This is a genomic window from Caldithrix sp., from assembly GCF_056497305.1.
This window is the reverse complement of sequence record NZ_JBSMDE010000215.1, coordinates 26,705-48,917: the sequence shown is the minus strand read 5'-3', so window position 1 is coordinate 48,917 and position 22,213 is coordinate 26,705. Positions and strand designations below refer to the sequence as shown.

Sequence of the window (22,213 nt, the reverse complement as noted above, 5' to 3'; positions counted from 1 at the left end):
CATATTGTAATTCGGCTAATGAGTGTATTTACAAGGAATTAGAGCCTTAAGCCTGTCACTATCGGTACGCGGCAACTGTCAGAACTAACATATTTTTCATTAAATGGTCAGCATTTTTTAAAATGGAAATGGCCCTGGCAAGCTCCTCATATTTTCATGCCTTTTGAACTCCATCAAAGAATATGTGGACTATTCAACAATGTTTTGTAGAATAATCTACATTTATCATCAGGGCGTTATTAAATTGTTACCGCTTCGTAATCTCTAAATTATGGTTTTGTGTCCGGTTTGTGAATAGTAATCCGTACCTTGGAATCGTACAATTCTATAAAGGAGGACACTATGTCACGGACATTTATTTTAAAGGCGCTGGTTTTGGCCACTGCCTTTGCCATTGTTTTGTTTTCATGTCAGCAAAACGATCTCGGTACGGGAAGCGATGTCAGCGGATCGCTTAGCAATTCCCAGCCGCTTAGTACGCAAAAGGCAGAAAATGCGCACACACTACAGGGCTTTACGCATGGTATTATCGTCAATATTGATGGTGACGATTATTATCTGGCCGGGGCTCCTGATGGCCCAAATGGGGCGACGGATATTCCAGGCCATTACTGGAAGCAGACTGGAGAAAACTCCTTAATCGCCAAACACATAAACAGCGGACCTTTTGGTAAAGCGCAATGGTGGAGTTCCAGCGCACCGGATGGGGCGTTGCTTTACATGGTTAAAGCCGAACTCGAGGAGTGGAGCATGGCCCTTGCCAAACAAAGAGCCAAAATGGGCTTTGTACATTACCACGAGATGGTTCGTGTTTCTGATGGCAAACTGCACCCTTCAAAAGTTTTATGGTTGAAACATATCGCCGTCCGCCATTTTTATCTGGATGGCGGACCACATCCCGAATTCAGCCATTTTGTAAAACCAGGAGTCGATACCGATTTCATTCCCAACGGCATGATGCCCTACCAACCAGAATAGGGGTAAACGAATGGACAGGCAACAGGCTGGCTGTAATGGTTGGCCTGTTGCTTTTTTTTGCTTTAGCTCGAGTGAGCTCAAGCTAACGCTTGAATTACGTTGCGTTTTAGTTAGCTTTAATTGGCCACCTCACTCAGCTCAAGCTAAAGTTAGAGTTACGTTGTTGTTAATCCTGAGTTACGATTTGGAACAGTGTGAACAACCAGGAGGACCGGACACTGCGTTCTTTTTCTTGGCTGTGACCAGTCCTTTAAACATCTTGAACAGACTTCTGGCTACCATAATGAAAACCAGCCCTAAGATCAGGGCAGCGACTAAGTTTTCCATATTATGTCACTTAAGCTTTATTTAACTTGCTGAATTAAACTCTTTGAAATCAGCTTTTAATAATCCATATTTTTTCTTAACCTCCTGAATAATTTTTTGCTGATCCGATTGGTTTTGTACCTGGCGTCGGATGAAATTGCGCTCTTCCTGTGCTGTGGGACAGGCACACTTTTCCAGTGAATCGTTGCAGTTGCCACAGGCACACCAGAACAGACTGGCGATCTGAGAGACAGAGGCTTCCACGGCAATATCACCGCTTACTGCAGGTTGTGCCATTTGATTTGGTCCAGCCGGAGTTTGCAGGCTTCTGACAAAAATGAGCAGAATGAAGAAGCCCAGAATTCCAGCGAGGACTAATAGGGGAACGTTATTCTTTTTGGGGGTTCGCCGGCCCTGGCGTGCCTTAACCCGTCGTAAAGATTGCCCGCACTGTTTACAGAAACGGGCTGTGGGTTCATTTTTTGTCTTGCAAGCCAGGCAGATCTGGCTTTTATCTTTAGGCAGTTGTGCCCCGCAATTCTGACAATATTTTGCCATTGGATCATTTTGTGCGCCACAATGAGCGCACTTTTTATGTGTACTCATACTCTCTTCCCTTCTTTAAATCGTCTGATTCCACCTAAAATGGTTCCGGCCGTTAATAATATTGTGCCAAACCAGAGAACGGACATAAAGCGTTTGATGCTAATTTCCATTAAGACCTGTGCCCTTTGCGTTTGCCCGCTCATTTTCTTTTCATTGTGAAACATTAAATCAATGGTTCTGGTATCGGCATTAATGCCATTCAACAAAATCTCCGTTTTCCCTAAATGCTGATCTTCCAGAACAGAGGGGATCGTCTCTCTTTTTTTGCCACGAACGACAATGCCGGGTTTAAGCTTAATTTTCTCCTCGCCTTTTTGAAGAATGATATTGGCAAACACCTGGATAGCCTGACTTTCATCATGGCTGGACATCTCAAAACCTGTAAACTGCAGATCATAATTGTGCCAGGTTTTTGTTTCTCCTTTTCCGAGGGTGAGTTCTTCGTGGCCCTGATGTTGATTTCCTTCTGAAACCTGCAGAGGAGAAAGATAGAGATCACTGACTACTCCCCGTTGAATGGCTGGTTCATGCATCATATTGTTCATGTAATTGTTCATGTAAATGCGCGGTCGAAGTTCATAGATCCCATTTTCATTTTTTACCTGAATCACCACCCCGTTTTTGCCATCAGCCTGCTGAAAATCACCGGTATAGTTAAAGAGCGCATTAAAAACTTGCCTGGGTTCGTTCTGTGTTAGGACCACTCTACTGGTCTCCGAATATTGAGCAGAAAGTATGATGCCCATAAAAACCAGGACAACCCCCAGATGAGACAGAGGCGCTGCCAGACCCTCTTTTTTAGCGGAATGGCGCAGCCGAGTAAACAACATGTGCAGGTTGGCAACCAGAGCCATGGTTGCAAAAATCATAAAAAGTACAAATTGCCAACGGTTCATATTGGCTAAGAACAAAATGGCCAGCATCGCCAGACCAGCCAGAGTGACAAAGATCAATCTATTTACAAACTGTGGCGTTTTAGTACTGCCCCAATGGACAAATGGAGCCATGCCTAAAATGAGCGCCATTAAAATGCCCAGGGGTAAATTGACTTTGTTGTAAAAATCAGCGTCTACTTGCGATGCCTGGCCCATCAGGGCTGTAATCAGGGGCGAAGACGTGCCAAGCCAGGTAAAGATGGCAGAGATCAGAAACAGAACCATGGCCAGCAACAAGGCGGTCTCTTTGTTCAATCCCTTTGGAGGTAATGCCTGATAGGGGATTGTGTTGGCTCGCTGGAACAACAGACCAAACCCCAGCAATAACACGCCGCCCATAAACAGAATAAGATAAGCGCTCAGTCCCAGATCTTCAAAGGAATGGACCGAAAAATCGGCCAGAATTCCCGAGCGGGTTAGAAAGGTGGCGTAGAGCACCAAAAAGAATGAAAGAATGGCCAGAGTCAAATTCGTTTTTTGCAAGGCTCCATGTTTTTTGGTAATCAGTTGGCCATGAAACAGGGCAATAATCACCAGCCAGGCGATCAATGAAGAATTTTCCACCGGGTCCCATCCCCAGTAGCCGCCCCATCCCAGCACTTCGTAAGCCCAGAAGCCACCAATAATAATGCCCGCGCCTAAGGTAATCGAAGTCAGTAAAGTCCAGGGTAGAGCCAGCTTGACCCAGTTACGGTAATCGTTGCCTTGCAAGGCCGCCAGAGATAGGGCAAAAGGAATAGCCGCTGCCGCATATCCTAAAAAGAGTACAGGAGGATGAATGACCATCCAGAAATTTTGCAACAGAGGATTTAAACCGGCTCCATCTGCAGGGGTTTGCGGCAAAAGCGCAAACGGACTGGCTTTAATCAGAATGATCAAAAATCCAATGGAGATCAAGTTCAAATAAAGCATGGTCGCATTTTCCAACTTCCCAAGACGCCTTCTTACAAAAAGGACCATAATGACTAACATCCAGGCCCACAGCAGAAAAGACCCTTCCTGCCCGGCCCAGAATGAAGATATCAAAAGCCCTGGTCCAAGACTCCGTGAAGAGTAACGGTAGATATAGCTGACCTCAAAATGATGAGTAAAGATTAAAAAGAAAAAATAGAGCGACGTAATGCTGACCAGCGCTACTTGCAGATAAAAAGCCATGCGCGCCAGATGCTGCCATTTTCTTAGTTCAGCTCCATTCCGCAGGTCAGCCCTGAAATACGCATAGGCCGATAGAAGCGCTGCGAGCATCGCCAACCAGATACTCAACTTCCCAAAAACCATAAACATGCCTTCCCTTTTTGTTTTACTTTACAATGCGCTAACGACCTTCTTTAATTTCTCTTTGATTGTTTGAGCAATCTCAGCTACTTTCTTATTCTGCACGGCCTGCATCGAAGCAAGCGGGTCTATGGCGGCGACCTCCACCAGACCCGGTTCTACTTCCTGCACAACAACATTACAGGGCAACATAGTTCCAATTTTCTCTTCAGCCAGTAAAGCTTGATGGGCAAATGGCGGATTGCAGGCCCCAAGGATGCGGTAATTCTTAAAATCCACATCCAACTTTTTCTTCAGTGTGGCTTTAACATCGATGTCGGTCAACACACCAAATCCTTCATCCTTCAATAAGGCGATAACACGATCTAACACTTCATCAAAATTTGCTTTGACTGTTTTACTCATATAATAACTCATGACGTTTACCTCCAAATAACCAATTTTTATTCGAGCTTTCCTCATCCAGCCCTCGTACCGGGAATGTCGGGCCAGGCTACCGTCCTTGATCAGAGGGCCTCCTTATTTACTTTTCCAGTGCGGATTTTAACGGCCTGTTCCACGGACATGACGTAGATCAAACCATCGCCAGGCATACCGGTGTAAGCAGCCTGACGGATGGTTTCCACAATTTTATCTACATCTTCGGCTTTACACACCGTCTCAATTTTTGCCACTTCAGAAAACTTTTTTACCAGTTGTATGGAATAGCGCGACTGTTCGGGATCGATGAGATGGTTGCCAATTCCCATTACATCGATCAGCGTAATGTCCGCCACTCCCAATTCTGAAAGGGCTTCTACCACAGCTTCTGCCTTGGTACTGCGAATAAAGGCTTTTACTTCTTTCATGTTAACACTCCTAATTTTTTCAGGGAAATGAATATATTGTTATTTTTTGTCTTCATCGACTTCATCTTTTTCAAACTGCTCTGCCAGTTTTTTAACTTCTTTACTCTTCCACAGATAGTAGATAGCTGGGATAACAATCAGAGTCAAAGCGGTTGATGAAACCATTCCCCCAACCATAGGCGCAGCAATGCGTTTCATGACTTGTGATCCTGTTCCATGCCCCCACATGATCGGCAGCAGACCAGCCATAATAGCTGTAACAGTCATCATTTTGGGACGCACACGTTCAACCGCGCCTTCAATAATCGCGGCATACAAATCCTTCATCGATCGCATTTTGCCCGTGAATTTCATATCATTGTAAGCATGATCCAGATAGATTAGCATGACGACACCGGTTTCTGCTGCAACGCCTGCCAGAGCAATAAATCCCACTCCTACAGCCACGCTAAAATTGTAATTTAGTAAATACAATAACCAGATTCCCCCGACCAGAGAAAAGGGCAACGAGAGCATCACAATTAAACTCTCCTGAATGTTTTTAAAATTAAAGTAGAGCAGCAGGAAAATGATGACCAGGGTAATCGGCACCACCACCCGCAGACGTTGCTGAGCCCGCTGCATGTATTCATATTGACCGGACCAGACAATACTGTAGCCTTCGGGAAACTTAACTTTTTCGTTGACCACTTTCTGGGCATTCTTAACATAGGTGCCCACATCAATATCCCGTATGTCAACATAAAGCCAGGCTGTTCGACGGGCATTTTCACTCTTGATGACAGGAGGTCCCTTTTTAATTTCAATATCAGTCAGATATTCGAGAGGAACCTGAGCGCCGGTTGGCGTGGGCACCAGGACGCGCTTAAGGCTGCTCAGGTTGTCACGCAGTTCCCGACTGTAACGCACATTTACCGGATAGCGCTCCAGCCCCTCCACCGTATGCGTGACATTCATTCCGCCTATCGCCGATTTAATAACATCCTGAACGTCTCCAACGGTTAAGCCATAACGGGCCGCTTCCGCTCTTTTAATCTTAAAATCGAAATAATTTCCCCCCACCGTTTTATCGGGGAAAACACTCAAAGTGCCTTTGACGTCTTTTAATACAGTGGCAATTTCCTGAGCGACATCTGAAAGAGTCTGGAGGTCTGGGCCCATCACTTTAATGCCAACCGGCGTTTTAATACCAGTAGAAAGCATGTCAATTCTGGTTTTGATGGGCATGGTCCAGGCATTGGTTAGCCCCGGAAATTGAATAGCCGCGTCCAGCTCGCGTACCAACTTATCAATGGTCATTCCCGGTCGCCACTGATCTCTGGGATTCAGCATAATGGTTGTCTCGATCATGGAAAGCGGCGCCGGATCGGTAGCCGTTTCGGCTCGGCCGATTTTACCAAAAACGTGATGCACTTCCGGAAAGCTTTTAATGATTTTGTCCGTTTGTTGCAATAGCTCTTTAGCCTTGGTAATACTGATGCCCGGATCGGTAGTCGGCATGTACAATAAATCACCTTCGTTTAATGGGGGCATAAATTCAGAACCGATTTTCTCCACCGGAAGAATGGAAATCAATAGGATCAAAGCAGCCACAATGATTGTTGCCCAGCGAAAACGTAAAACAAAATGAATAACCGGACGATAGATCCTTATCAGGAAACGGTTTATGGGATTTTTCTCTTCGGGCATAATTCGCCCTCGAATAAAAAAGCCCATAAATACCGGCACGACGGTTATGGATAATATGGCTGCAGCAGCCATAGCATAGGTTTTGGTGAAAGCCAGGGGTTTAAATAAACGTCCCTCTTGAGCTTGCATGGTAAAGACCGGTAAAAATGAAAGGGTAATAATCAGCAATGAATAGAAGAGGGCCGGTCCAACCTCTTTAGAGGAATCGATTATGATTTGCCAGTGGCTCTTCTTCCCTGCATCCCGCTCCAGATGTTTATGAGCATTTTCAATCATGACAATGGCCGCATCGACCATAGCGCCAATGGCAATGGCAATACCTCCTAACGACATAATATTTGCGTTTAACCCTTGATAGTACATGACAATAAAAGCCATCAAAATACCCAGGGGCAGCGTAAGAATGGCCACCAGCGCACTTCGAAAGTGCAACAAAAAGATGATGCTTACCAGAGCAACCACGATGCTCTCTTCCAGCAGTTTGTCTTTTAAATTATCAATGGCTCGTTCAATCAATGAAGCTCGATCGTAGGCTGTTTTAATTTTGACGCCTTCAGGCAATCCCTTTTCCAGCTCTTTTAGTTTCTGTTTCACCAGTTTGATTGTTTTTAGCGCATTTTCGCCATAGCGCATAACAATGATTCCACCAACGGTTTCCCCCTGGCCATTCCATTCAGCCAACCCGCGACGTAATTCCGGTCCAATAGTCACATTGGCAATGTTCTTGATCAAAATCGGCGTTCCATTCTGATTCACTCCAACCGGAATATTCTCCACATCTTCCTTGGATTTAATGTAGCCCAAACCGCGCACCATGAACTCGGTTTCGCCCATTTCAACAAGCCGACCGCCCACATCATTATTGCTGCGCTTGATGGCCATCTTTACTTTGTTTAACGGGATATTGTAGGCCAGTAATTTATTGGGATCCACTTCTACCTGGTACTGCTTCACATAGCCGCCAATACTGGCCACTTCAGCCACGCCGGGTACGCTGGTTAGTTCGTAGCGCAAGTACCAATCCTGAATGGAACGTAACTGCTGTAAATCGTATTTGTCGCCTCCATCCAGCACGTATTCATACACCCAGCCCACGCCAGTGGCATCGGGCCCCAACTGCGGGGTTACGCCCTCAGGCAGCCGATTTGAGACATAATTCAAATATTCCAATACGCGCGAGCGCGCCCAGTACAAATCGGTTCCATCCTCAAAAATGATGTACACAAACGACAATCCAAAAAAGGAATAGCCGCGCACTACCTTGGCATAGGGCACCGCAAGCATGGCGCTGGTCAGGGGATAGGTAACCTGATCCTCTACAACCTGAGGCGCCTGCCCAGGATACTCGGTAAAAACAATCACCTGTACATCGCTCAAATCTGGTATAGCATCTACCGGGGTATTAAACATGGTGTAGAGCCCGGCAAAAACGATGAATGCGGTAAAAATAATAATTAGAAACCGATTATTCACCGAAGCTTCAATAATTTTTTCTAACACGGGAGTCTCCTCTGCTGTGTTTGTTTATGCGTAAAAAAGGCAAGAGTGAATGGATTGATTGGTTCCCAGTGCGCTTTGCGCTCCTGTCCATTCTTTTTAAGTACTTTCACTCTCACACCTACCTTTTATCCTTTAACCTTCTTTAATCTTTAATCTTTGATCTTTAATCTTCACTTTTGTTTCCTCTTCTCCGCCAGCATTTTCTGAATGGCTTCCTGTAGACGGCTTTCACTGTCCAGCATAAACTGCGCAGAAGTAACCACTTCTTCCCCTTCCAATAAACCGGAGATGATGCGTACCTGACCTTCTTCATTCTCTTCACCAATTTTAACCTGTCGCGGCTCAAATCGTCCGGCGCCTCTGGCCACAAAAACCACATTGCGTTTTCCGGAGCGGATCACTGCCTCTGTTGGTATAACCAGCGCATCTTTGATAGGGTCGGTATGTACTACTACATTGGCGTACATCCCGGGTTTCAATTCATAAGAAGGATTAGGGAATTCCATACGTACTTTCACATCCCTGGCCTTTTTGTCCAGGTAGGGATAAATGTAGGTGATCTTTCCTTCAAAAGTTTTACCCGGCAGATAACTGAGTTCAATGCGGGCCGTGGCGCCGGTCTTAATCCAGGGCAGATCGCTGTCGTAAACACTGGCCTCAATCCACACCACAGAAATATCAGCAATGCGGAACAGATCCTGTCCGGCCTTAATGTGTGAACCCTCAACCACGTTTTTGTGGATGACAAAGCCGTTAAAAGGCGTGTACAAAGTAACCGTCCTGGATACCTGGCCCGTTTGATTCAAGCGATCAATAACCTGTTGTGATATGTCCCAGTACTGCAACCGTTTGACTGAAGATTTTAACAGTTCTTCTGCGCTCTGCCGAATCTCTTTTATTTCAGATTGTTTCACGGCCTGCAGGTTTTTCAGAGCCTGCACATACTCTTCTTGCGTAGTGACTAATTCCGGTGAGTAAATTTCCAGCAAGGGCTGGCCTTTTTTGACCAGTTTGCCGGTGTAATCGACGTACAGTTTTTCAACCCAACCGGAAATTTTATTGTTGATGGTAAACTCTCTGGTCTCATCGTAACCGATGTAGCCAACGGTGCGCACCACATGATAGAAATCTTTTCGAACCACGGGTTGGGTGCGAACTCCCATATTTTGCACTGTTGCCGGATCAATGGTAATCGTTCCACCGGCGCCCAGTTCTGCTTCCCCTTCATAAACAGGTATGAGGTCCATGCCCATTTTAGATTTACCGGGATGGTCGTAAATTTCCGTTGGGTCCATGGGCGCCCGCCAGTACAAAATTTTGCCTTTTTTGGGCTTTTCCCCTTTTTGACCGGTCTTTTTTGAAGTCTCTGTTTTTAAGGGGACCAGATTCATCCCGCATTTGGGACATTGACCCGGTTCTTCTAAAATGACTTCCGGATGCATGCCACAGGTCCACAGCTGGGTTTCCTGACCTTCACTTTGCTGGTCTTGATTGTGTGCATGTCCTGAATGATCTTCTTCTTCATGCATTTCCTGCGTAGCACTGTTTTTAACCGGTACCAGGTCCATGCCGCATTTAGGACACTGCCCGGGCTCTTCGGTAATCACTTCTGGATGCATGGGGCAGGTGTACAATTGCACCTTCTGTGTTTGATCGGTTTTCTCTTTTTCAGCGCTGCAACTGCTAATAACTACTGTTGCGATTGAAAAAATGAGTAAAAGTCCAAATAGCGTAATCAGAATGCGTGACTTCATTGTTCACTCCTTCTATTTTATGATTTGATTTGCGGTTAAGTATTCGATTTGCGCCCATTGCTGATAATATTCGCTCAGCAACCGGTAATATTGTCTTTCGTAATTAAACAGGACCATCAGGTTATTTAATAAGGTTAAGAAATCAACCTGATCGTTCTGGTAACTGGCCATGGCTGAATTAAAAGCCTGACTGGCCTGTGGGATGATGGTATTCTGATACAGCCGGATTAATTCCGCTTTTTTTTCCTGCCGCTGATAGGCATCCTGCAGAGCAGAAAGCAATTGATTTTTTACGTCCAGAAGCTGGCTTACCGTTTGCTCCTTCTGGTAACGACGAGCGGACAGTTCTTTCCTCTGTTTTTTCCAGAAATAAAGCGGAACTTTGACTCCAACCAGAGCCGAAAAATAGTCGATTCCCCCCATTCCCGACTGAAGAACATCTCTTTGCGTGTAACTCACCGTCACCTTAAAATCAGGCAGGTAATTCTTTTTGGCCAGGCGAATCTTTACATCTGACTGGGCCAGACTCTTTTGCCAGGCTAACAAAATGGGATTGTTTTGCAGAAGTTGCTGTTCCAAAGAATCTTCAGTCAAAGGTACTGGCTTAAATGACCAGATGGCCGTTTTCTCCAGGGGCATACTGGCCTTTTGATTAAGCAGCGCATTAAGTTGAGCGTTGAGATGATCTCTTTTTTCTTTGAGGGAGATTAATTGATCAAAAAAACGCGCATATTCTACCTGAGCCTTCAAAACATCCTGTTGAATTCCTTTGCCAACAGCATAGCGCGTTTGGGCAATATCAATGAAATTTTTAAGTATGGTCTGATTTTTCTCCGTTACCTCGATGGTCCGGTCCAGATCAAAAATCTTAAAATAGATGTTTTTTACTGAAAGGATGACTCGCAATTCGGTTTCTTTCTGCATTTCAATGGATTTATCGGCCTGCAACCGGGCAATGGTTTTTTGCAATCCCAGTTTACCCGGGAACGGGATGGCCTGAGTGAAAGCCAGTTGCTTACCGGTCATGGGTTCCTGATCGAAGACAAAACTGTTAACAGGCAAATTCATTACCCCAAAACTAAGGGACGGGTCCGGTAAAGTTCCACTGGGTTCGATGAGCTGCTCACTGGCTTTGACCTGCTCTATTTTAGCCTGAATGGCCGGATTGACCCGTAACGCTCTTTCTATTAATGAATGAAGCTGCTCTGTCTGGGCAAAACTTAAACTTGAAATGAGTAATAGAATCCATATTCCTCGCATGTTGTTCCCCTCTTTTAATTGATCTTTTTCTTTTTTGCTTTCACTAAATGGTAGATGGCCAGGGAAGCTAAAAACAGGCTCCCCCACCAGAAATAACCGAAATGGCTTACATAGTAGCGTACAATCTCGCCTCCGGCTCCCGGATGCACACCTTGATCCTTATGGATTAAATAATGGAACAAGCAGGTAGAATTTCCCTCAAAAAGAAATGGGAAAAACACAATACTACCCACACCGGCCAGCAGGACCAGTGTAATCCACAAAATTTTCTTATCACTCATATTATGTTCTCCTCGTTGGTTGTCTCCTTATTGGCGAATTTTGTGCCAACTATTTTAAGTCATCGCTATTTTCTTGTTTTTTAAGGCATTACATTGATGCAAAAAATGCTTACACACGTGCGGATTAAATTGACTGAAGAATATTAATCAACAAGGTGCAGAATATTCTACAGATTCCAATAATTTTCATCGTTTAACATTTTGGAAATTAAAAATTCGCACTTACGCAATTCTTTTTTGTAACATCCGGAAAAAATAAGAATCAAAAATAAATGATATTAACATGAGATGTACGATGCTCAAGAAAGGGGGGAGCCCAAAGATACGAAAAGCCTTCCTGAGCCGCTCAAAACTCAATCCAACCGTCTGTTTTTTTAATCGTAAGGATTTCTTCTCCTTAATTTCGTTTACGCTGGAAGCATTAATCATTTAGTTTTTAAGAATTCATTTAAAACAAAAATTTCAGTGTAACTAAAAACAGGGAGAAGATCCATGAAGAGTCTTCAAAACAAACAGCAGGTTTACTTACAAACCACCATCATTCCAACAGAATTGGATCCGCAAATTATTGACGAAACGGCACGAGGCGTAGCTCTTTTCTACAAGAACAAGAAATTCATCTGTCAGACTCTGTTTACAGCTCCGGTATTGGGAGAAATAAATGTCATTGAAGGACTGGAAAAAGATGCAGACGTTTATTTCCATTCTATTGAATGGATTGGCCCTAATCTTTTACATTTGAGAACGCGTGGCGACGAAAAGAGAGTACGCGAGATGTGCAAAGACAAAAACCTGTTCCGCTTGCTTAAAGGAATCAGCACGACGCTACGTAATGGCGTTCGGGCCCGCCGCTACCTGGAAACGGTTTCGAACAAAGAAGACTGGAACTGCATTGTTTCGCTGGACAACGAGAAGTACAACATCTTAAACAATGTGCACCTAAGAGAAGAGAAAATTAAAATCCACAATCTGATTATTTTAGGCGACCGGACGATCGGTTTGACTCCGGACAATAAAGTGGTCCAGGGTCACCTTACGCCAACCCTATTAGAAAAAGACGATGTCACCATTGAAGTTACTCTGATGGAGGACATTAACAGACTGGGCCGGATCGATTTACTCAGTAAGGTACCCAATTCCGAAGAGACCTTCCTGGCTACCATCGGCAACTTGATCTACCAGTTCGATATCTGGGGCGATATGCGCAACGTACATCCGGTCAGCGATGAAGTAAAACACATTAAATCCGTTAGCTTTAACCACACGCGGACGATCCTGGCTACAGACAAAGGCTTATTTGAACTGGACATTCAGGAGCTGCCCAATATGGTTCAGCCGATTGGCATGCCACGGCAGATCGTTAATCCTCATTTAAAACAGGATTTCCGTCTGGCGTTGTACGTAGAAGACCCCTACCTGCTGGGCAACAATCCAATGGGCATTTTTGCCAAAACAGAAAAAGAAGAGGTCATGGTCTTCTAAGTCAAAGGGGCGCCACTTCACGTGGCGCCTTTTAATTTTTTGTTGAGGATTTGCTTACAGAACAGGATGGCTAAAATCGATCATTCACCAAAGTAGGCGCCAAAAATTCAACAGGAGCGCAGAGGCGTAATGTTTCAGAATCTAAGGTGACAAAGCCACAACCTATAAAAAATAGCAAAGAGCAATTTTAATTAAAAATTAAAAATTACGAATTACGAATTATTTTGTGTTAAGTCAAATGCTGCCCGGGCGGTGAGAGCACGTGCCGGCATGTCATTCTGAATCTCCCGATTTATCGGGGGGAGGAATAATTCCTTACACCTACAGAGAATTCACAGGCGCAACGTAACTCGAGCTTCAGCTCGAGACCTCCCCTGGCAGGCACAATCTTCCCCTTGCCCCAATTTTCGGGGAGGAGGGACCAGGAGTGAGAACGAACAAGGCGCAGGCGCATGAAGCTAAGCGAAAATCCCGATCTTCGGGGACAGGCCCGTCTGGACGGCTATCCAGCCGGACAGGTTTATCCGGCCGAAGGACGGGCCATTCAATAATTAAACCATTTAATCATCCAACAGTTTTAATTCCTCAAACGGCATAAAAATTTTCGCATCCCGCTGTGGCAGGATAGATCTTTTAAGAAAAGCATTGTAAATAGAAATTTTTTTTTAGAGTGGTTAAGTCGAATCAATCCCTCTTGTTTTAGCAAAACTTACCGGAGGCTATTGTTCATTTAACAGTTTAAAAATTCCATTTTGCCATAACTGTCGCGCACGCCAGGTTTTGTAAAGCGGGCTTTTGTGTAATAAGCGCTTTTGTTCAAGGTCATTGAGTAAGCAGCTATGGGGCAAAATCAATTCTGTTGGTTGGGTAATGGGCTGGGCGTTCTCTTCTTCCGAATTATTTTTAATGCCCTGCCCCACTGCCTTGGGATTGAGATGACAGCTCAGGCAATCCCTTCCCTTTTGACCAATGGTATGGGGCACGTAGGCATCCCAGTTCCAGCCTATCTTCCCATCCTGCCGTCGGGGTATTTGGGAATCGAGCCAAACTTGATTTAAAGAATCCACCAAGGTTATTCTGTATTGGTAGAGCGGCCGGATGATGCTTACTTTCCCCCTGGTATCGCGCCCTAAAACAGGCACCTCCCAGCGTCGGAAGGTCCAGGCCATAAACCACAGGCCGGCCATTTTTTGCCCCGAGAGCTTATTCAGGGAAACGGCTTTGGGCCGGCGCATTTTCGGCAGACGTAAAGCCTGTTGCAAAAATTGCAGCAGTTCGCCATCTCCCTGCCAGAGGTAATCTTCCCACAACTCATAATCCCTACTCTGATCTAAAAACAGATGCAGCCCGTAGTCCTGGAAAGACCATTGGGCATGGCAGGCCGAACAGCGCACATTTCGATGAAAGTCCCGATGCGCAATGACCTGCCGGTCAAACGGCTTGGCCAGGCGCCTGACATTTGCTGAAACGGTAGGTTTACGCTTTTCATTTTCTGAAGCCCCCTGTCCGGCGAATCCCCCATGGCAATCCTGACAGCGAACCTGCGGCATTTGACCTTCATATTGTAAAGCTTTTTTGTGCGGTACATGCTCCCGATGGCAGTCGGTGCAGTGTAAACCGGCCTGCTGGTGCACATCGCTCCGCAAATGGTGTTGGTAAGTGCCAAATTGAGGTTGAGTGCCAAAGGGCTCGGCGTATTGCCGGTGGTAATCGCGTTCAAAGTAGCCGTAATAATCTGCTCCCACACGATTTCCGCTGTGGCAGGTTAAACACACCTGGTCTTCCACGCTTTTCTGAAAGCGGTGGCCGTGCAGCGCTTTGCCAGTTTGTTGATCCAATGCAACATGGCAGGCGGCACAGCCGGCTGCATGCTTGCGACCGGGTACGTCACGACGCTGATCGGCCTCGAAATGGCAGGCCATACATTTTGAAGCCAACAAATGGTCAACCACACTCCTGGCATCTGGTTTGGTAAAGGAGCGTACCGCTCTTAGCTCTTTCCAGGTCTCTGGGCCAGTTTGCAGTAAAGCCCTATTCTTACCAAACAAAAAGCGCGTTTGATCGATGATGCCTGCAGAGCTGTAATGCAGGCTGTTCTTAAACGAATGGATTTGTACCTCATGGCAGGTCAGGCATTTTTCCTGCCACCACGCCTCTATGGAAGGGTTTTTAATAATCGCTGGGTGATCTTTTACCGCTGGCCTGAAATGGGCCTTTGGTGACAGATGACAATCCTGGCAGGTTAAATTACAATTGCTCTGCGCCTGCTGGTGGCAACTCTGGCAGGTGTTTTCAGCAGCCGATGTCTGTTGAAAAACCAGCACGATGATCAGAAAGATACCAGCTACCTTCATTCCCGCTCCCCAATAGAACGTTTACAGGGCAGGGTTTCATCCTTTTTAAAGCGTTGCAAACTGATTCCGAAGTTTTTAAAGATCGCATCGTGCGCCTGGTCATGACAGGTGAGGCAAAAACTGACGCCCACAATTTTTTTCATTTCCGCAAGATTAAACGGCCTGGCTTTCAGGCGCGACATGGTTTGTACGGGCTGGCCATCGGATCGGACCATTTGTTCCAATGCATATTTTCCCAGGCCGGCCCGGGCGGCATCGTAAAGATTCTCCATCTTAATCTGCCCTCGTTGCACCGTCATGCTTCCCTGGCCCAGGCCCAATCGTTTCCCTGAAAAATGGCAATGTTCACAAGAAGGAGTCTTTAAGCGTGTAGAATGAGGATCAAACGGCGCCATGGTTAAATATTGCGCTTGTTTTTCCACCCCTCCTTTCTCATTAAGCACGGTTAAATAGACCTGACAACCCGGAGCAAAAGGCATAATGCGCCCACTTTGATCGAGGCCCAGTGTAGGCTCTTCAAAACGCAGGTAGGAACGCCCTTCCTGCCAGCGGCCTTTAGTCTCTTTAAGCGAAACTTTGTCCAATTGCTTCTGACGCGGATCGTACACATCGTGGCAGCCGTAACACTGGGGAGTGTAGGCAGAGTGGCAGCCCTGACAGGTTAAACGATTGTGGCCGGATAAATTGCAGTCATCCTTCTGGCCGTTTTGAGGTACAGGAATCATTTTGCCATCGCGTTTACGAATCAACCAGATTTTATTTTCTTTCTGGATTACATTACTTAAAAAGACATTGCTGTTTACCCTGACCAGCAAAGAATCGGACGGGACCAATAAATGCTGATTACTCCGGATCATTTTCCAGACTTCATGATCGGCCTGCGGTCTGGCCATTTGGGCCTGATGGCAGGTTTCACAACGGATGTGAACCTGATATTCAAGGTGCGAATGGCGTTTTCCATCGCCCATGACATCTTCTGCCGGATGGCAATCGATGCAGACCATTCCGGCCTCAAAATGGACATCGGGGGTAATATGGTAATAATAGCGATTTCCGGAAAGGGTCTGATCTGATAAGCCGCCCCGTTGAAAGGGAGTGCCGTAACCTTCCGATTCAAACTTGCCCTGATAGGTCAATGCCGTTCTGTCGGACCGGTTGTGGCATTTTTCGCAGACGGCAATCTCCATTTGCGTACTTAAAACAGGATGCTGCGTGGAATCGTTTTGCACCAGATGACAATCATTGCAGCCCCCGCCGCGTTGTCCGAATTCGCCGGGTAAATCTCCGGTCGGTTTATTGACATGACAACCGGCACACATCTTTCTCAAGTGCGAAGTGGCCAGCGAGGTGTCGGGCAGGGCGCTAATTTCAAGGGTCGAATCATCCGGCGTTGTTTTTTCCTGCCACTGGAAAAGGGTCGCTGCCGCCAGGCCGGCATTGGTCGTCATGATCGAACGTTTAACGCGCTTGGCCCATTGCGGATGACAACCGCTCTGCCCGCAGGTTTTGTTGATCCAATGTAAATTGGAAGGATTTTTAACCATTCCCTGATGGGCTATTTTTTCATCGGCTACAAGAGGATTTCCCAGATGACAACTGGCACAGCCCAACACCTGATTGGGATGCGCTGCACTCATATCCCGGACATCAGCATGACAGGTTAGGCATTGATCGGCTAATGGCCGCGAGTTAAATGGGCGGGACCAGTCCAGGATGGCGACAATAATCAGCAAACTCAAAAATGTGCTGGCCAGGATCAAAGGCAGATTAAATTTGATCAGACGTTTAATTGCCATCCTGCTCCCCTAAAAAACGTAGCAATCACGGTTTCCACTAAATAAAAACAAAATAAAACGAGCAATCCAAGCAGCAACCAGCGTTGTTTGTGGGGCCACACAGGCAGGGCGGCCAGCAGCCCTAACAGACTCAATGGGAAAACCACTCCTGCCAGCCATGCAGGCAGCCAGGCCAGCATCTCCTGCAATCCTCTAAAATACCACGGACCTTTTACGACCGCTAATTCTGCCTGGGGATGACTGCCAATCCCCGCAGGAAACAGAACCGCCATTAGGGCAATTAAGATTAATGTGTAGTAAAAAGCGTAGCTGTCTGCCTTCAAACGTTGCAGATGGATGTAAGTGAGAACAAGCGCTAAAAGCGAAAATGTGGAGGCATGGTGCAATAAAATAGTACTGACCGAATGCTGTTGCGCGCTCAAAAGCAAAAAGCGCCATATGGCCTGGCCCACTTCTCCAAACCCGTTTAGGATGTGAAGAAAAATATTGCTGGCATCCTGGCTTTCCAAATTACCTAAACTTAAGAATCCGCTGAAAACGACCAGCAATCCCACAACCAGTAACAGCACCAGCCACAACCAGCTCTTCCTGTGATAGGTTAAAAAGGCGCGCTTAAGCAGGTATTCCACAGCGTGCAAAAGGAGGGTGAGTAAAAATAAATCACCGGCATAGGCATGACAACTGTGCAGGAAATGACCGAACACACCACTGTTTACAATGCTGCTGACACTTTTAAAAGGTTGGGACATAGACTGGAAGCCAGGTATGAGCAATATGCCACTGATCAAGGCAATCAACAAACTGCTTAAGGTAATCTCTCCCAATTTGGGCAGCCAGTAGCGGCTACGAAAAAGTTGTTCGTAATTCATGATCTCCTACAAGCTGATGATGAGCTGTTTCTCTTTAATCTGAAACGGCAATTGGGTTAAATCTTTTTTAGCTGGCCCCCTTACATAGCGCCCCTGCAGGGTAAACTGACTGCCGTGGCAGGGACAGACAAATCGTTCCCCATGTTGTTCGTATTTGATTTTACAGCCTAAATGCGGACAGGTGCGGGAAAAAACCTCCAAGCGCCCCTCTTCCTGCTTAACAATAAAAACATCCGCATCCACCGTTACGTCTTTCCTTAGAGCAGTACTGGAGATTTGTTTCTTCCGCTTTCTGGGCTCCAAAAATTTAGTGAAGCGGGAAATGAGTGTGGCAACCAATCCCACAATAGCAACCGAAATAATCTTCAGGGCCAGACGCCTGCTCTGTTTAAATTCGTAACCATTCATGCCAGAAATGTAGCTAATCCTTGCTTTTTCATCAAATAAATGTCAGCACAGGTTTCCTAAGGCAGCATAGCCGCAAACTTTAAAAAACCGCAAAGGGCAGTAAGAATTAATTTTAATTAAAAATTAAAAATTACGAATTACGAATTAATTTGCGAAGGGGCAAGTTTCCTCAGGCAGTGAAGGCTTGTGCCGCATGTCATTCTGATCCCGCTTCAGCGGGAGGAAGAATCCCTTACACCTACAGACAATTCTCAGGCGCAACGTAACTCGAGCTTCAGCTCGAAACTTACACAGATAGACCGAATTCCCACTCGCCCGCATTGCGTGTAATAAGGCCAGGGAGTTAAGGCTCTTCCCCTCCTGTCACTTAATCATAGCCGGTAATTCCCGAAACAAGTACTTTCTGGTTTTCTCAGGAAAGTACTGACCGGTCCATATTTTAAAAGCAGCCTCCGCCTGGTAGATCAACATGGGCAGGCCATTTAAAGTCCTTAACCCCATCTGTTCCGCTCTTTGCAACAACCCCGTTTTCAATGGATTGTACACTAAATCGTAAACAAAGGTGCCAGGATGGACCAGGCTTTCCAGATCGATGATCGTGCTCTGTTCATTGCCTTTCATGCCAACCGGGGTTGTATTAACGATTAGATCAAAAGATTGTGGGCTCTGGGCTAAATCTTCAAAATTCAGGATGGAAACATTTGTGAAAATTAACTTTTGAAAGTGCTCGACCAGCGCTTTTGCTCTTGCTGGAGTACGGTTGACAACAACCAAGCGCTGCAATTTCGGCAGTTGGAGCAAAGCGTAAAATACTCCGCGGGCCGCTCCGCCGGCTCCCAATAACAATGCAGATTTAAATTCAGAGAGCCCTTTTTCAAGCGGTTTCAAAAAGCCCTGCCAGTCTGTGTTAAATCCATGCCACTGGTCGCCTGTTTTTTTCACGGTATTAACGGCGCCAATGATTTCGCTCTCGCCGGACAGATGAGTCAAGAATGGGATGATGCGTTCTTTAAAGGGGATGGTCACATTGAAACCAGCCAGTTCACTGAGTTTCCCGCTTTTAATCTGTTCCGCAAACGCATTTGGCTCCATTTCAATTCTATCATAACGGGCAGCGATCTGCAGATCCTGGAAAGCGCGATTGTGAATCAGCGGCGAAAACGAATGTCCCAGAGGGTAACCAATGATAGCAAATTTTAGCACGATTTCCTACCCTTTTACCACATTTTTCAGAATTTCATAAAAAGAGGGAAATGATACTGCCACACAATCCGGATCATCCACTTCAATAGGCTTCTCGCTCAGCAGACTGGCAATCGTAAACGACATGGCAATGCGGTGGTCGCCAAAGGTGGTAATTTTTCCGCCTTTAAAGGGCTGCGGTCCAATAAGCTGGAAGCCGTCTTCAAATTCCTCAACATCCACGCCAATGGCCCGCAGATTCTGAACAATGGCTTTAATACGATCCGATTCTTTAAAGCGCAGTTCAGCAGCATGATGCAAAATAAAAGTGCCCTGGGAACGGGCTGCTAAAATGCTTAAAATGGGGATTTCATCAATAATGTTGGGGATTAGCTGGCGGGGGATTTCAAGATTGTGCAAGGATTGCGGGCGTGCCACAATGTCGCCGGCCGGTTCCGGCTCCTCTTGCTTCTGAACGACTTCCAGCCTGGCGCCCATTCGTTTTAGAACTTCAAGAAAACCAATCCGTGTGGGATTTAAGGAGACATTTTGAATCACCAGCTCAGAATCTTTCAACAACAAGGCGCCGGTAATAAAAAAGGCAGCCGAAGAAAAATCCCCGGGAATGCGCATGGAAAGGTCGGGTATGGGCCAGCCCTTCTCACTGGAAATGATCTTTCTGCCCTGCGCATCCGTCTCGATGGGCAACTTTAACAACCGTTCTGTGTGGTCACGCGAGGGAAGGGTTTCGATGACTCTGGTTCGTCCTTCGGCAAACAAGCCCGCCAGCAGTACGGCCGATTTAACCTGCGCGCTGGCCACAGGCAAGGTGTACTCAATGCCCTGTAGCTGCGGAACTGGAATGAATGTTAAAGGTAAAAAACCATCATTGGAGCGGATATTGGCGCCCATTTGTTTCAAGGGTTCGATAATGCGTTTCATGGGCCTTCTGGATAAGGAAGCATCGCCAATCAATCGCGTTGAAAGCGGAAGATTAGCCAGCAAAGCGCTGAGCAAGCGGGCGGTAGTACCTGAGTTGAGGGCATTGAGGTCATGAGCGGGTTTGCGCCAATGGTGCAAAGTTTTTCCTGTAATTTTAACCTTTTGTTGGTTGTAACTGGAAATTTCAACGCCCAATGCCTCTAAACAGGCCAGAGTCGCCTGGCAATCCCGATTAAAATTGAAATTTTCAAAATAAGTAGTACCTGTTTTTAAGGCAGAAAACAAAGCAGCCCGATGAGAGATCGACTTATCACCAGGCAACTGAACCGTACCCTTTAGTTTTGGCATGAAATCTTTTCCTCAATCATGTTTAATTTTGAGGAAAATATGAAAAAAAGCGCAATAGTCAAAATCGAATTGAGCTTACACAGGAGGAAGACTTAAGCTTCTTCATCGTTATGAGGAACGATATCTTTAGGTTCCTCTTGTTCCAGTCGCTCCTTCTTTTGCACAAGGCTGTCGATCAGAATCATGAATCCCAGCACAATAAGGACCACCGGCCAGTAGGTAGAAACCACTTCTTCAAATTGCCAGACATCAAGGATATCATAGTAAACCAGCAATATGGAAGTACCAATGGCCCCAAAAAAGAAGAACATGAAAAGATTCATGTTTCGACGCCAGTGTGTGGCCCAAAAATTAACCAGATTGGCAACGGCCAGAGCAATGAAGATGCTGGCCAGCAGCAAGGCTCTGGGGAACGGAGCGTTCGGCACGACTCCAATGAGCAAAAACAGGCCAAACACTGTAAAAAATGTTCCTCCCAGAACACCGCGACGATCCGGGCGTTGAAAAGCCTTTCGTAAAAATGAAAATCCGATTAAAATGGACAGAACGCCAATAAAATTTTTCCCGCTGATCTCCAGCCATCCTATCTGGTGGACTAACAGCAGTCCTCCGGCCAGGACGAGCAACAGTCCCACAAAACGCTGTTGATTCATATTACACCTCATCTTCTTTTTCTTCTGGCACGGCAAAAATCAAAATAATGTAAGCCAAAATTCCCAGGCCCTTAGAAAAGAAAGTCAGAAGCACGTACAGCAGTCGTACAATGGTGGGATCCATGTCAAAATATTCTGCCAGCCCTCCGCAAACGCCGGCGATCATGCGATCTTTCCTGGACCGGAAAAGCGTTTTTGTCTTCGCCTCATTAAAAGAGCCCTTTTCGGACTCAGGGGCCTGATAAAACTCCTCCGCCTGGGCCGTTGGCCCCGGTTTTTGTTCACTGCTTTTCAAGGTCAAAAACACGCCAAGCCCGATCAAAAGCAACGCCCACACCATAGTCCAGGGCAAAGCCCAGATATGTATGGGGGGGATAAAATTCATCTGGTACATCAGGAGAACAAGGCCGATAATGATGAGCAGTGATCCCCAAAAAATAGAATGGTCTTTATCACTTCGCTTTTTGACTAACCGCGGCTGATTCGGATTTTCCGGAATAATGATCAACCCCACTAAATACAGGCCAATCCCCAGGCCGCCCATTAAACCCAGGACCACAAAAAGAATTCGGAAAATAACCGGATCGACTTTGGCATATTCGGCTAATCCACCGCAGACTCCGCCAATCATTCGGTTCAGCCGCGAACGATACAGCCTCTTTGGGGGGGTTCCTTGTGTGTTCATTGATTCTTGCATTAAAACCTCCAGGTTAATCTTTACCTTTTTAAGACGTAAAATCAACCCGA

Annotated in this window: 19 protein-coding genes and 1 pseudogene; 2 read left to right on the top strand and 18 right to left on the bottom strand. The window is 46.0% G+C overall.

Annotated features, from left to right (window positions below; genetic code table 11):
* Positions 1-342 precede the first annotated feature (342 nt).
* Positions 343-978, top strand: coding sequence for a hypothetical protein (locus ACWB0I_RS17730; RefSeq protein WP_479389421.1), 636 nt, complete (start codon positions 343-345; stop codon positions 976-978).
* Positions 979-1,155: 177 nt separating this feature from the next.
* Here the strand turns inward: ACWB0I_RS17730 and ACWB0I_RS17725 are convergent, their stop codons facing one another.
* The 10 genes and pseudogenes from ACWB0I_RS17725 to ACWB0I_RS17680 all read right to left on the bottom strand — a co-directional run bounded on the left by ACWB0I_RS17725 (position 1,156) and on the right by ACWB0I_RS17680 (position 11,432).
* A complete protein-coding gene (locus tag ACWB0I_RS17725) occupies positions 1,156-1,305 on the bottom strand; it encodes a hypothetical protein (RefSeq protein WP_479389420.1) in 150 nt (49 codons plus the stop codon).
* A gap of 21 nt (positions 1,306-1,326) precedes the next feature.
* Positions 1,327-1,581, bottom strand: coding sequence for a cytochrome c-type biogenesis protein (locus ACWB0I_RS17720; protein WP_479389463.1), 255 nt, complete (start codon positions 1,579-1,581; stop codon positions 1,327-1,329).
* Between the two features lie 159 nt (positions 1,582-1,740).
* Positions 1,741-1,890: pseudogene (locus tag ACWB0I_RS17715) on the bottom strand (DUF7577 domain-containing protein); the annotation flags it as partial.
* Positions 1,887-4,109, bottom strand: a complete 2,223-nt coding sequence (locus tag ACWB0I_RS17710; protein WP_479389419.1) for a heme lyase CcmF/NrfE family subunit — start codon at positions 4,107-4,109, stop codon at positions 1,887-1,889. The gene ACWB0I_RS17710 and the pseudogene ACWB0I_RS17715, both read right to left, overlap by 4 nt.
* Positions 4,110-4,130: 21 nt before the next feature.
* Positions 4,131-4,517, bottom strand: a complete 387-nt coding sequence (locus ACWB0I_RS17705) for a DUF302 domain-containing protein (RefSeq protein WP_479389418.1) — start codon at positions 4,515-4,517, stop codon at positions 4,131-4,133.
* A gap of 89 nt (positions 4,518-4,606) precedes the next feature.
* Positions 4,607-4,948, bottom strand: a complete 342-nt coding sequence (locus tag ACWB0I_RS17700; protein WP_479389417.1) for a P-II family nitrogen regulator — start codon at positions 4,946-4,948, stop codon at positions 4,607-4,609.
* A 39-nt stretch (positions 4,949-4,987) separates the two neighbouring features.
* Positions 4,988-8,137 (bottom strand): efflux RND transporter permease subunit, encoded by a 3,150-nt coding sequence (locus ACWB0I_RS17695; protein WP_479389416.1) that lies wholly within the window; start codon positions 8,135-8,137, stop codon positions 4,988-4,990.
* A gap of 170 nt (positions 8,138-8,307) precedes the next feature.
* The gene (locus ACWB0I_RS17690; RefSeq protein ID WP_479389415.1) at positions 8,308-9,891 is read right to left on the bottom strand and encodes an efflux RND transporter periplasmic adaptor subunit; all 1,584 of its coding nucleotides are present in this window, start codon (positions 9,889-9,891) and stop codon (positions 8,308-8,310) included.
* 12 nt (positions 9,892-9,903) lie between these two features.
* Positions 9,904-11,151, bottom strand: coding sequence for a TolC family protein (locus tag ACWB0I_RS17685; protein WP_479389414.1), 1,248 nt, complete (start codon positions 11,149-11,151; stop codon positions 9,904-9,906).
* 14 nt (positions 11,152-11,165) lie between these two features.
* Positions 11,166-11,432, bottom strand: a complete 267-nt coding sequence (locus ACWB0I_RS17680; protein ID WP_479389413.1) for a hypothetical protein — start codon at positions 11,430-11,432, stop codon at positions 11,166-11,168.
* A 492-nt stretch (positions 11,433-11,924) separates the two neighbouring features.
* Here ACWB0I_RS17680 and ACWB0I_RS17675 point away from each other — a divergent pair, with 492 nt between their 5' ends.
* Positions 11,925-12,914 (top strand): hypothetical protein, encoded by a 990-nt coding sequence (locus ACWB0I_RS17675; protein WP_479389412.1) that lies wholly within the window; start codon positions 11,925-11,927, stop codon positions 12,912-12,914.
* 719 nt (positions 12,915-13,633) lie between these two features.
* Here the strand turns inward: ACWB0I_RS17675 and ACWB0I_RS17670 are convergent.
* From ACWB0I_RS17670 to ACWB0I_RS17635, 8 genes are all read right to left on the bottom strand, one after another.
* Positions 13,634-15,268: a cytochrome c3 family protein gene (locus ACWB0I_RS17670; protein WP_479389411.1), complete on the bottom strand. Its 1,635-nt coding sequence runs from the start codon at positions 15,266-15,268 to the stop codon at positions 13,634-13,636.
* The gene (locus tag ACWB0I_RS17665; RefSeq protein ID WP_479389410.1) at positions 15,265-17,064 is read right to left on the bottom strand and encodes a hypothetical protein; all 1,800 of its coding nucleotides are present in this window, start codon (positions 17,062-17,064) and stop codon (positions 15,265-15,267) included. Before ACWB0I_RS17665 ends, ACWB0I_RS17670 begins: the two co-directional genes overlap by 4 nt.
* Complete coding sequence (locus tag ACWB0I_RS17660) at positions 17,046-17,933, bottom strand: hypothetical protein (protein ID WP_479389409.1); 888 nt, start codon at positions 17,931-17,933, stop codon at positions 17,046-17,048. Before ACWB0I_RS17660 ends, ACWB0I_RS17665 begins: the two co-directional genes overlap by 19 nt.
* Positions 17,934-17,939: 6 nt before the next feature.
* Positions 17,940-18,341: a QcrA and Rieske domain-containing protein gene (locus tag ACWB0I_RS17655; RefSeq protein WP_479389408.1), complete on the bottom strand. Its 402-nt coding sequence runs from the start codon at positions 18,339-18,341 to the stop codon at positions 17,940-17,942.
* A gap of 363 nt (positions 18,342-18,704) precedes the next feature.
* Positions 18,705-19,544, bottom strand: a complete 840-nt coding sequence (aroE, locus tag ACWB0I_RS17650) for a shikimate dehydrogenase (protein WP_479389407.1) — start codon at positions 19,542-19,544, stop codon at positions 18,705-18,707.
* Between the two features lie 6 nt (positions 19,545-19,550).
* The gene (aroA, locus tag ACWB0I_RS17645) at positions 19,551-20,813 is read right to left on the bottom strand and encodes a 3-phosphoshikimate 1-carboxyvinyltransferase (protein WP_479389406.1); all 1,263 of its coding nucleotides are present in this window, start codon (positions 20,811-20,813) and stop codon (positions 19,551-19,553) included.
* A gap of 92 nt (positions 20,814-20,905) precedes the next feature.
* The gene (locus ACWB0I_RS17640; RefSeq protein ID WP_479389405.1) at positions 20,906-21,466 is read right to left on the bottom strand and encodes a hypothetical protein; all 561 of its coding nucleotides are present in this window, start codon (positions 21,464-21,466) and stop codon (positions 20,906-20,908) included.
* A gap of 1 nt (position 21,467) precedes the next feature.
* Positions 21,468-22,163, bottom strand: a complete 696-nt coding sequence (locus tag ACWB0I_RS17635; protein WP_479389404.1) for a PspC domain-containing protein — start codon at positions 22,161-22,163, stop codon at positions 21,468-21,470.
* Positions 22,164-22,213 lie beyond the last annotated feature (50 nt).

What these genes read in the sequence shown, in the direction of transcription:
- ACWB0I_RS17730 (WP_479389421.1), top strand. Translation starts at nt 343, where the DNA reads ATGTCACGGACATTTATTTTAAAGGCGCTGGTTTTGGCCACTGCCTTT.
- ACWB0I_RS17725 (WP_479389420.1), bottom strand. Translation starts at nt 1,305, where the DNA reads ATGGAAAACTTAGTCGCTGCCCTGATCTTAGGGCTGGTTTTCATTATG.
- ACWB0I_RS17720 (WP_479389463.1), bottom strand. Translation starts at nt 1,581, where the DNA reads ATGGCACAACCTGCAGTAAGCGGTGATATTGCCGTGGAAGCCTCTGTC.
- ACWB0I_RS17710 (WP_479389419.1), bottom strand. Translation starts at nt 4,109, where the DNA reads ATGTTTATGGTTTTTGGGAAGTTGAGTATCTGGTTGGCGATGCTCGCA.
- ACWB0I_RS17705 (WP_479389418.1), bottom strand. Translation starts at nt 4,517, where the DNA reads ATGAGTTATTATATGAGTAAAACAGTCAAAGCAAATTTTGATGAAGTG.
- ACWB0I_RS17700 (WP_479389417.1), bottom strand. Translation starts at nt 4,948, where the DNA reads ATGAAAGAAGTAAAAGCCTTTATTCGCAGTACCAAGGCAGAAGCTGTG.
- ACWB0I_RS17690 (WP_479389415.1), bottom strand. Translation starts at nt 9,891, where the DNA reads ATGAAGTCACGCATTCTGATTACGCTATTTGGACTTTTACTCATTTTT.
- ACWB0I_RS17685 (WP_479389414.1), bottom strand. Translation starts at nt 11,151, where the DNA reads ATGCGAGGAATATGGATTCTATTACTCATTTCAAGTTTAAGTTTTGCC.
- ACWB0I_RS17680 (WP_479389413.1), bottom strand. Translation starts at nt 11,432, where the DNA reads ATGAGTGATAAGAAAATTTTGTGGATTACACTGGTCCTGCTGGCCGGT.
- ACWB0I_RS17675 (WP_479389412.1), top strand. Translation starts at nt 11,925, where the DNA reads ATGAAGAGTCTTCAAAACAAACAGCAGGTTTACTTACAAACCACCATC.
- ACWB0I_RS17670 (WP_479389411.1), bottom strand. Translation starts at nt 15,268, where the DNA reads ATGAAGGTAGCTGGTATCTTTCTGATCATCGTGCTGGTTTTTCAACAG.
- ACWB0I_RS17665 (WP_479389410.1), bottom strand. Translation starts at nt 17,064, where the DNA reads ATGGCAATTAAACGTCTGATCAAATTTAATCTGCCTTTGATCCTGGCC.
- ACWB0I_RS17660 (WP_479389409.1), bottom strand. Translation starts at nt 17,933, where the DNA reads ATGAATTACGAACAACTTTTTCGTAGCCGCTACTGGCTGCCCAAATTG.
- ACWB0I_RS17655 (WP_479389408.1), bottom strand. Translation starts at nt 18,341, where the DNA reads ATGAATGGTTACGAATTTAAACAGAGCAGGCGTCTGGCCCTGAAGATT.
- aroA (WP_479389406.1), bottom strand. Translation starts at nt 20,813, where the DNA reads ATGCCAAAACTAAAGGGTACGGTTCAGTTGCCTGGTGATAAGTCGATC.
- ACWB0I_RS17640 (WP_479389405.1), bottom strand. Translation starts at nt 21,466, where the DNA reads ATGAATCAACAGCGTTTTGTGGGACTGTTGCTCGTCCTGGCCGGAGGA.
- ACWB0I_RS17635 (WP_479389404.1), bottom strand. Translation starts at nt 22,163, where the DNA reads ATGCAAGAATCAATGAACACACAAGGAACCCCCCCAAAGAGGCTGTAT.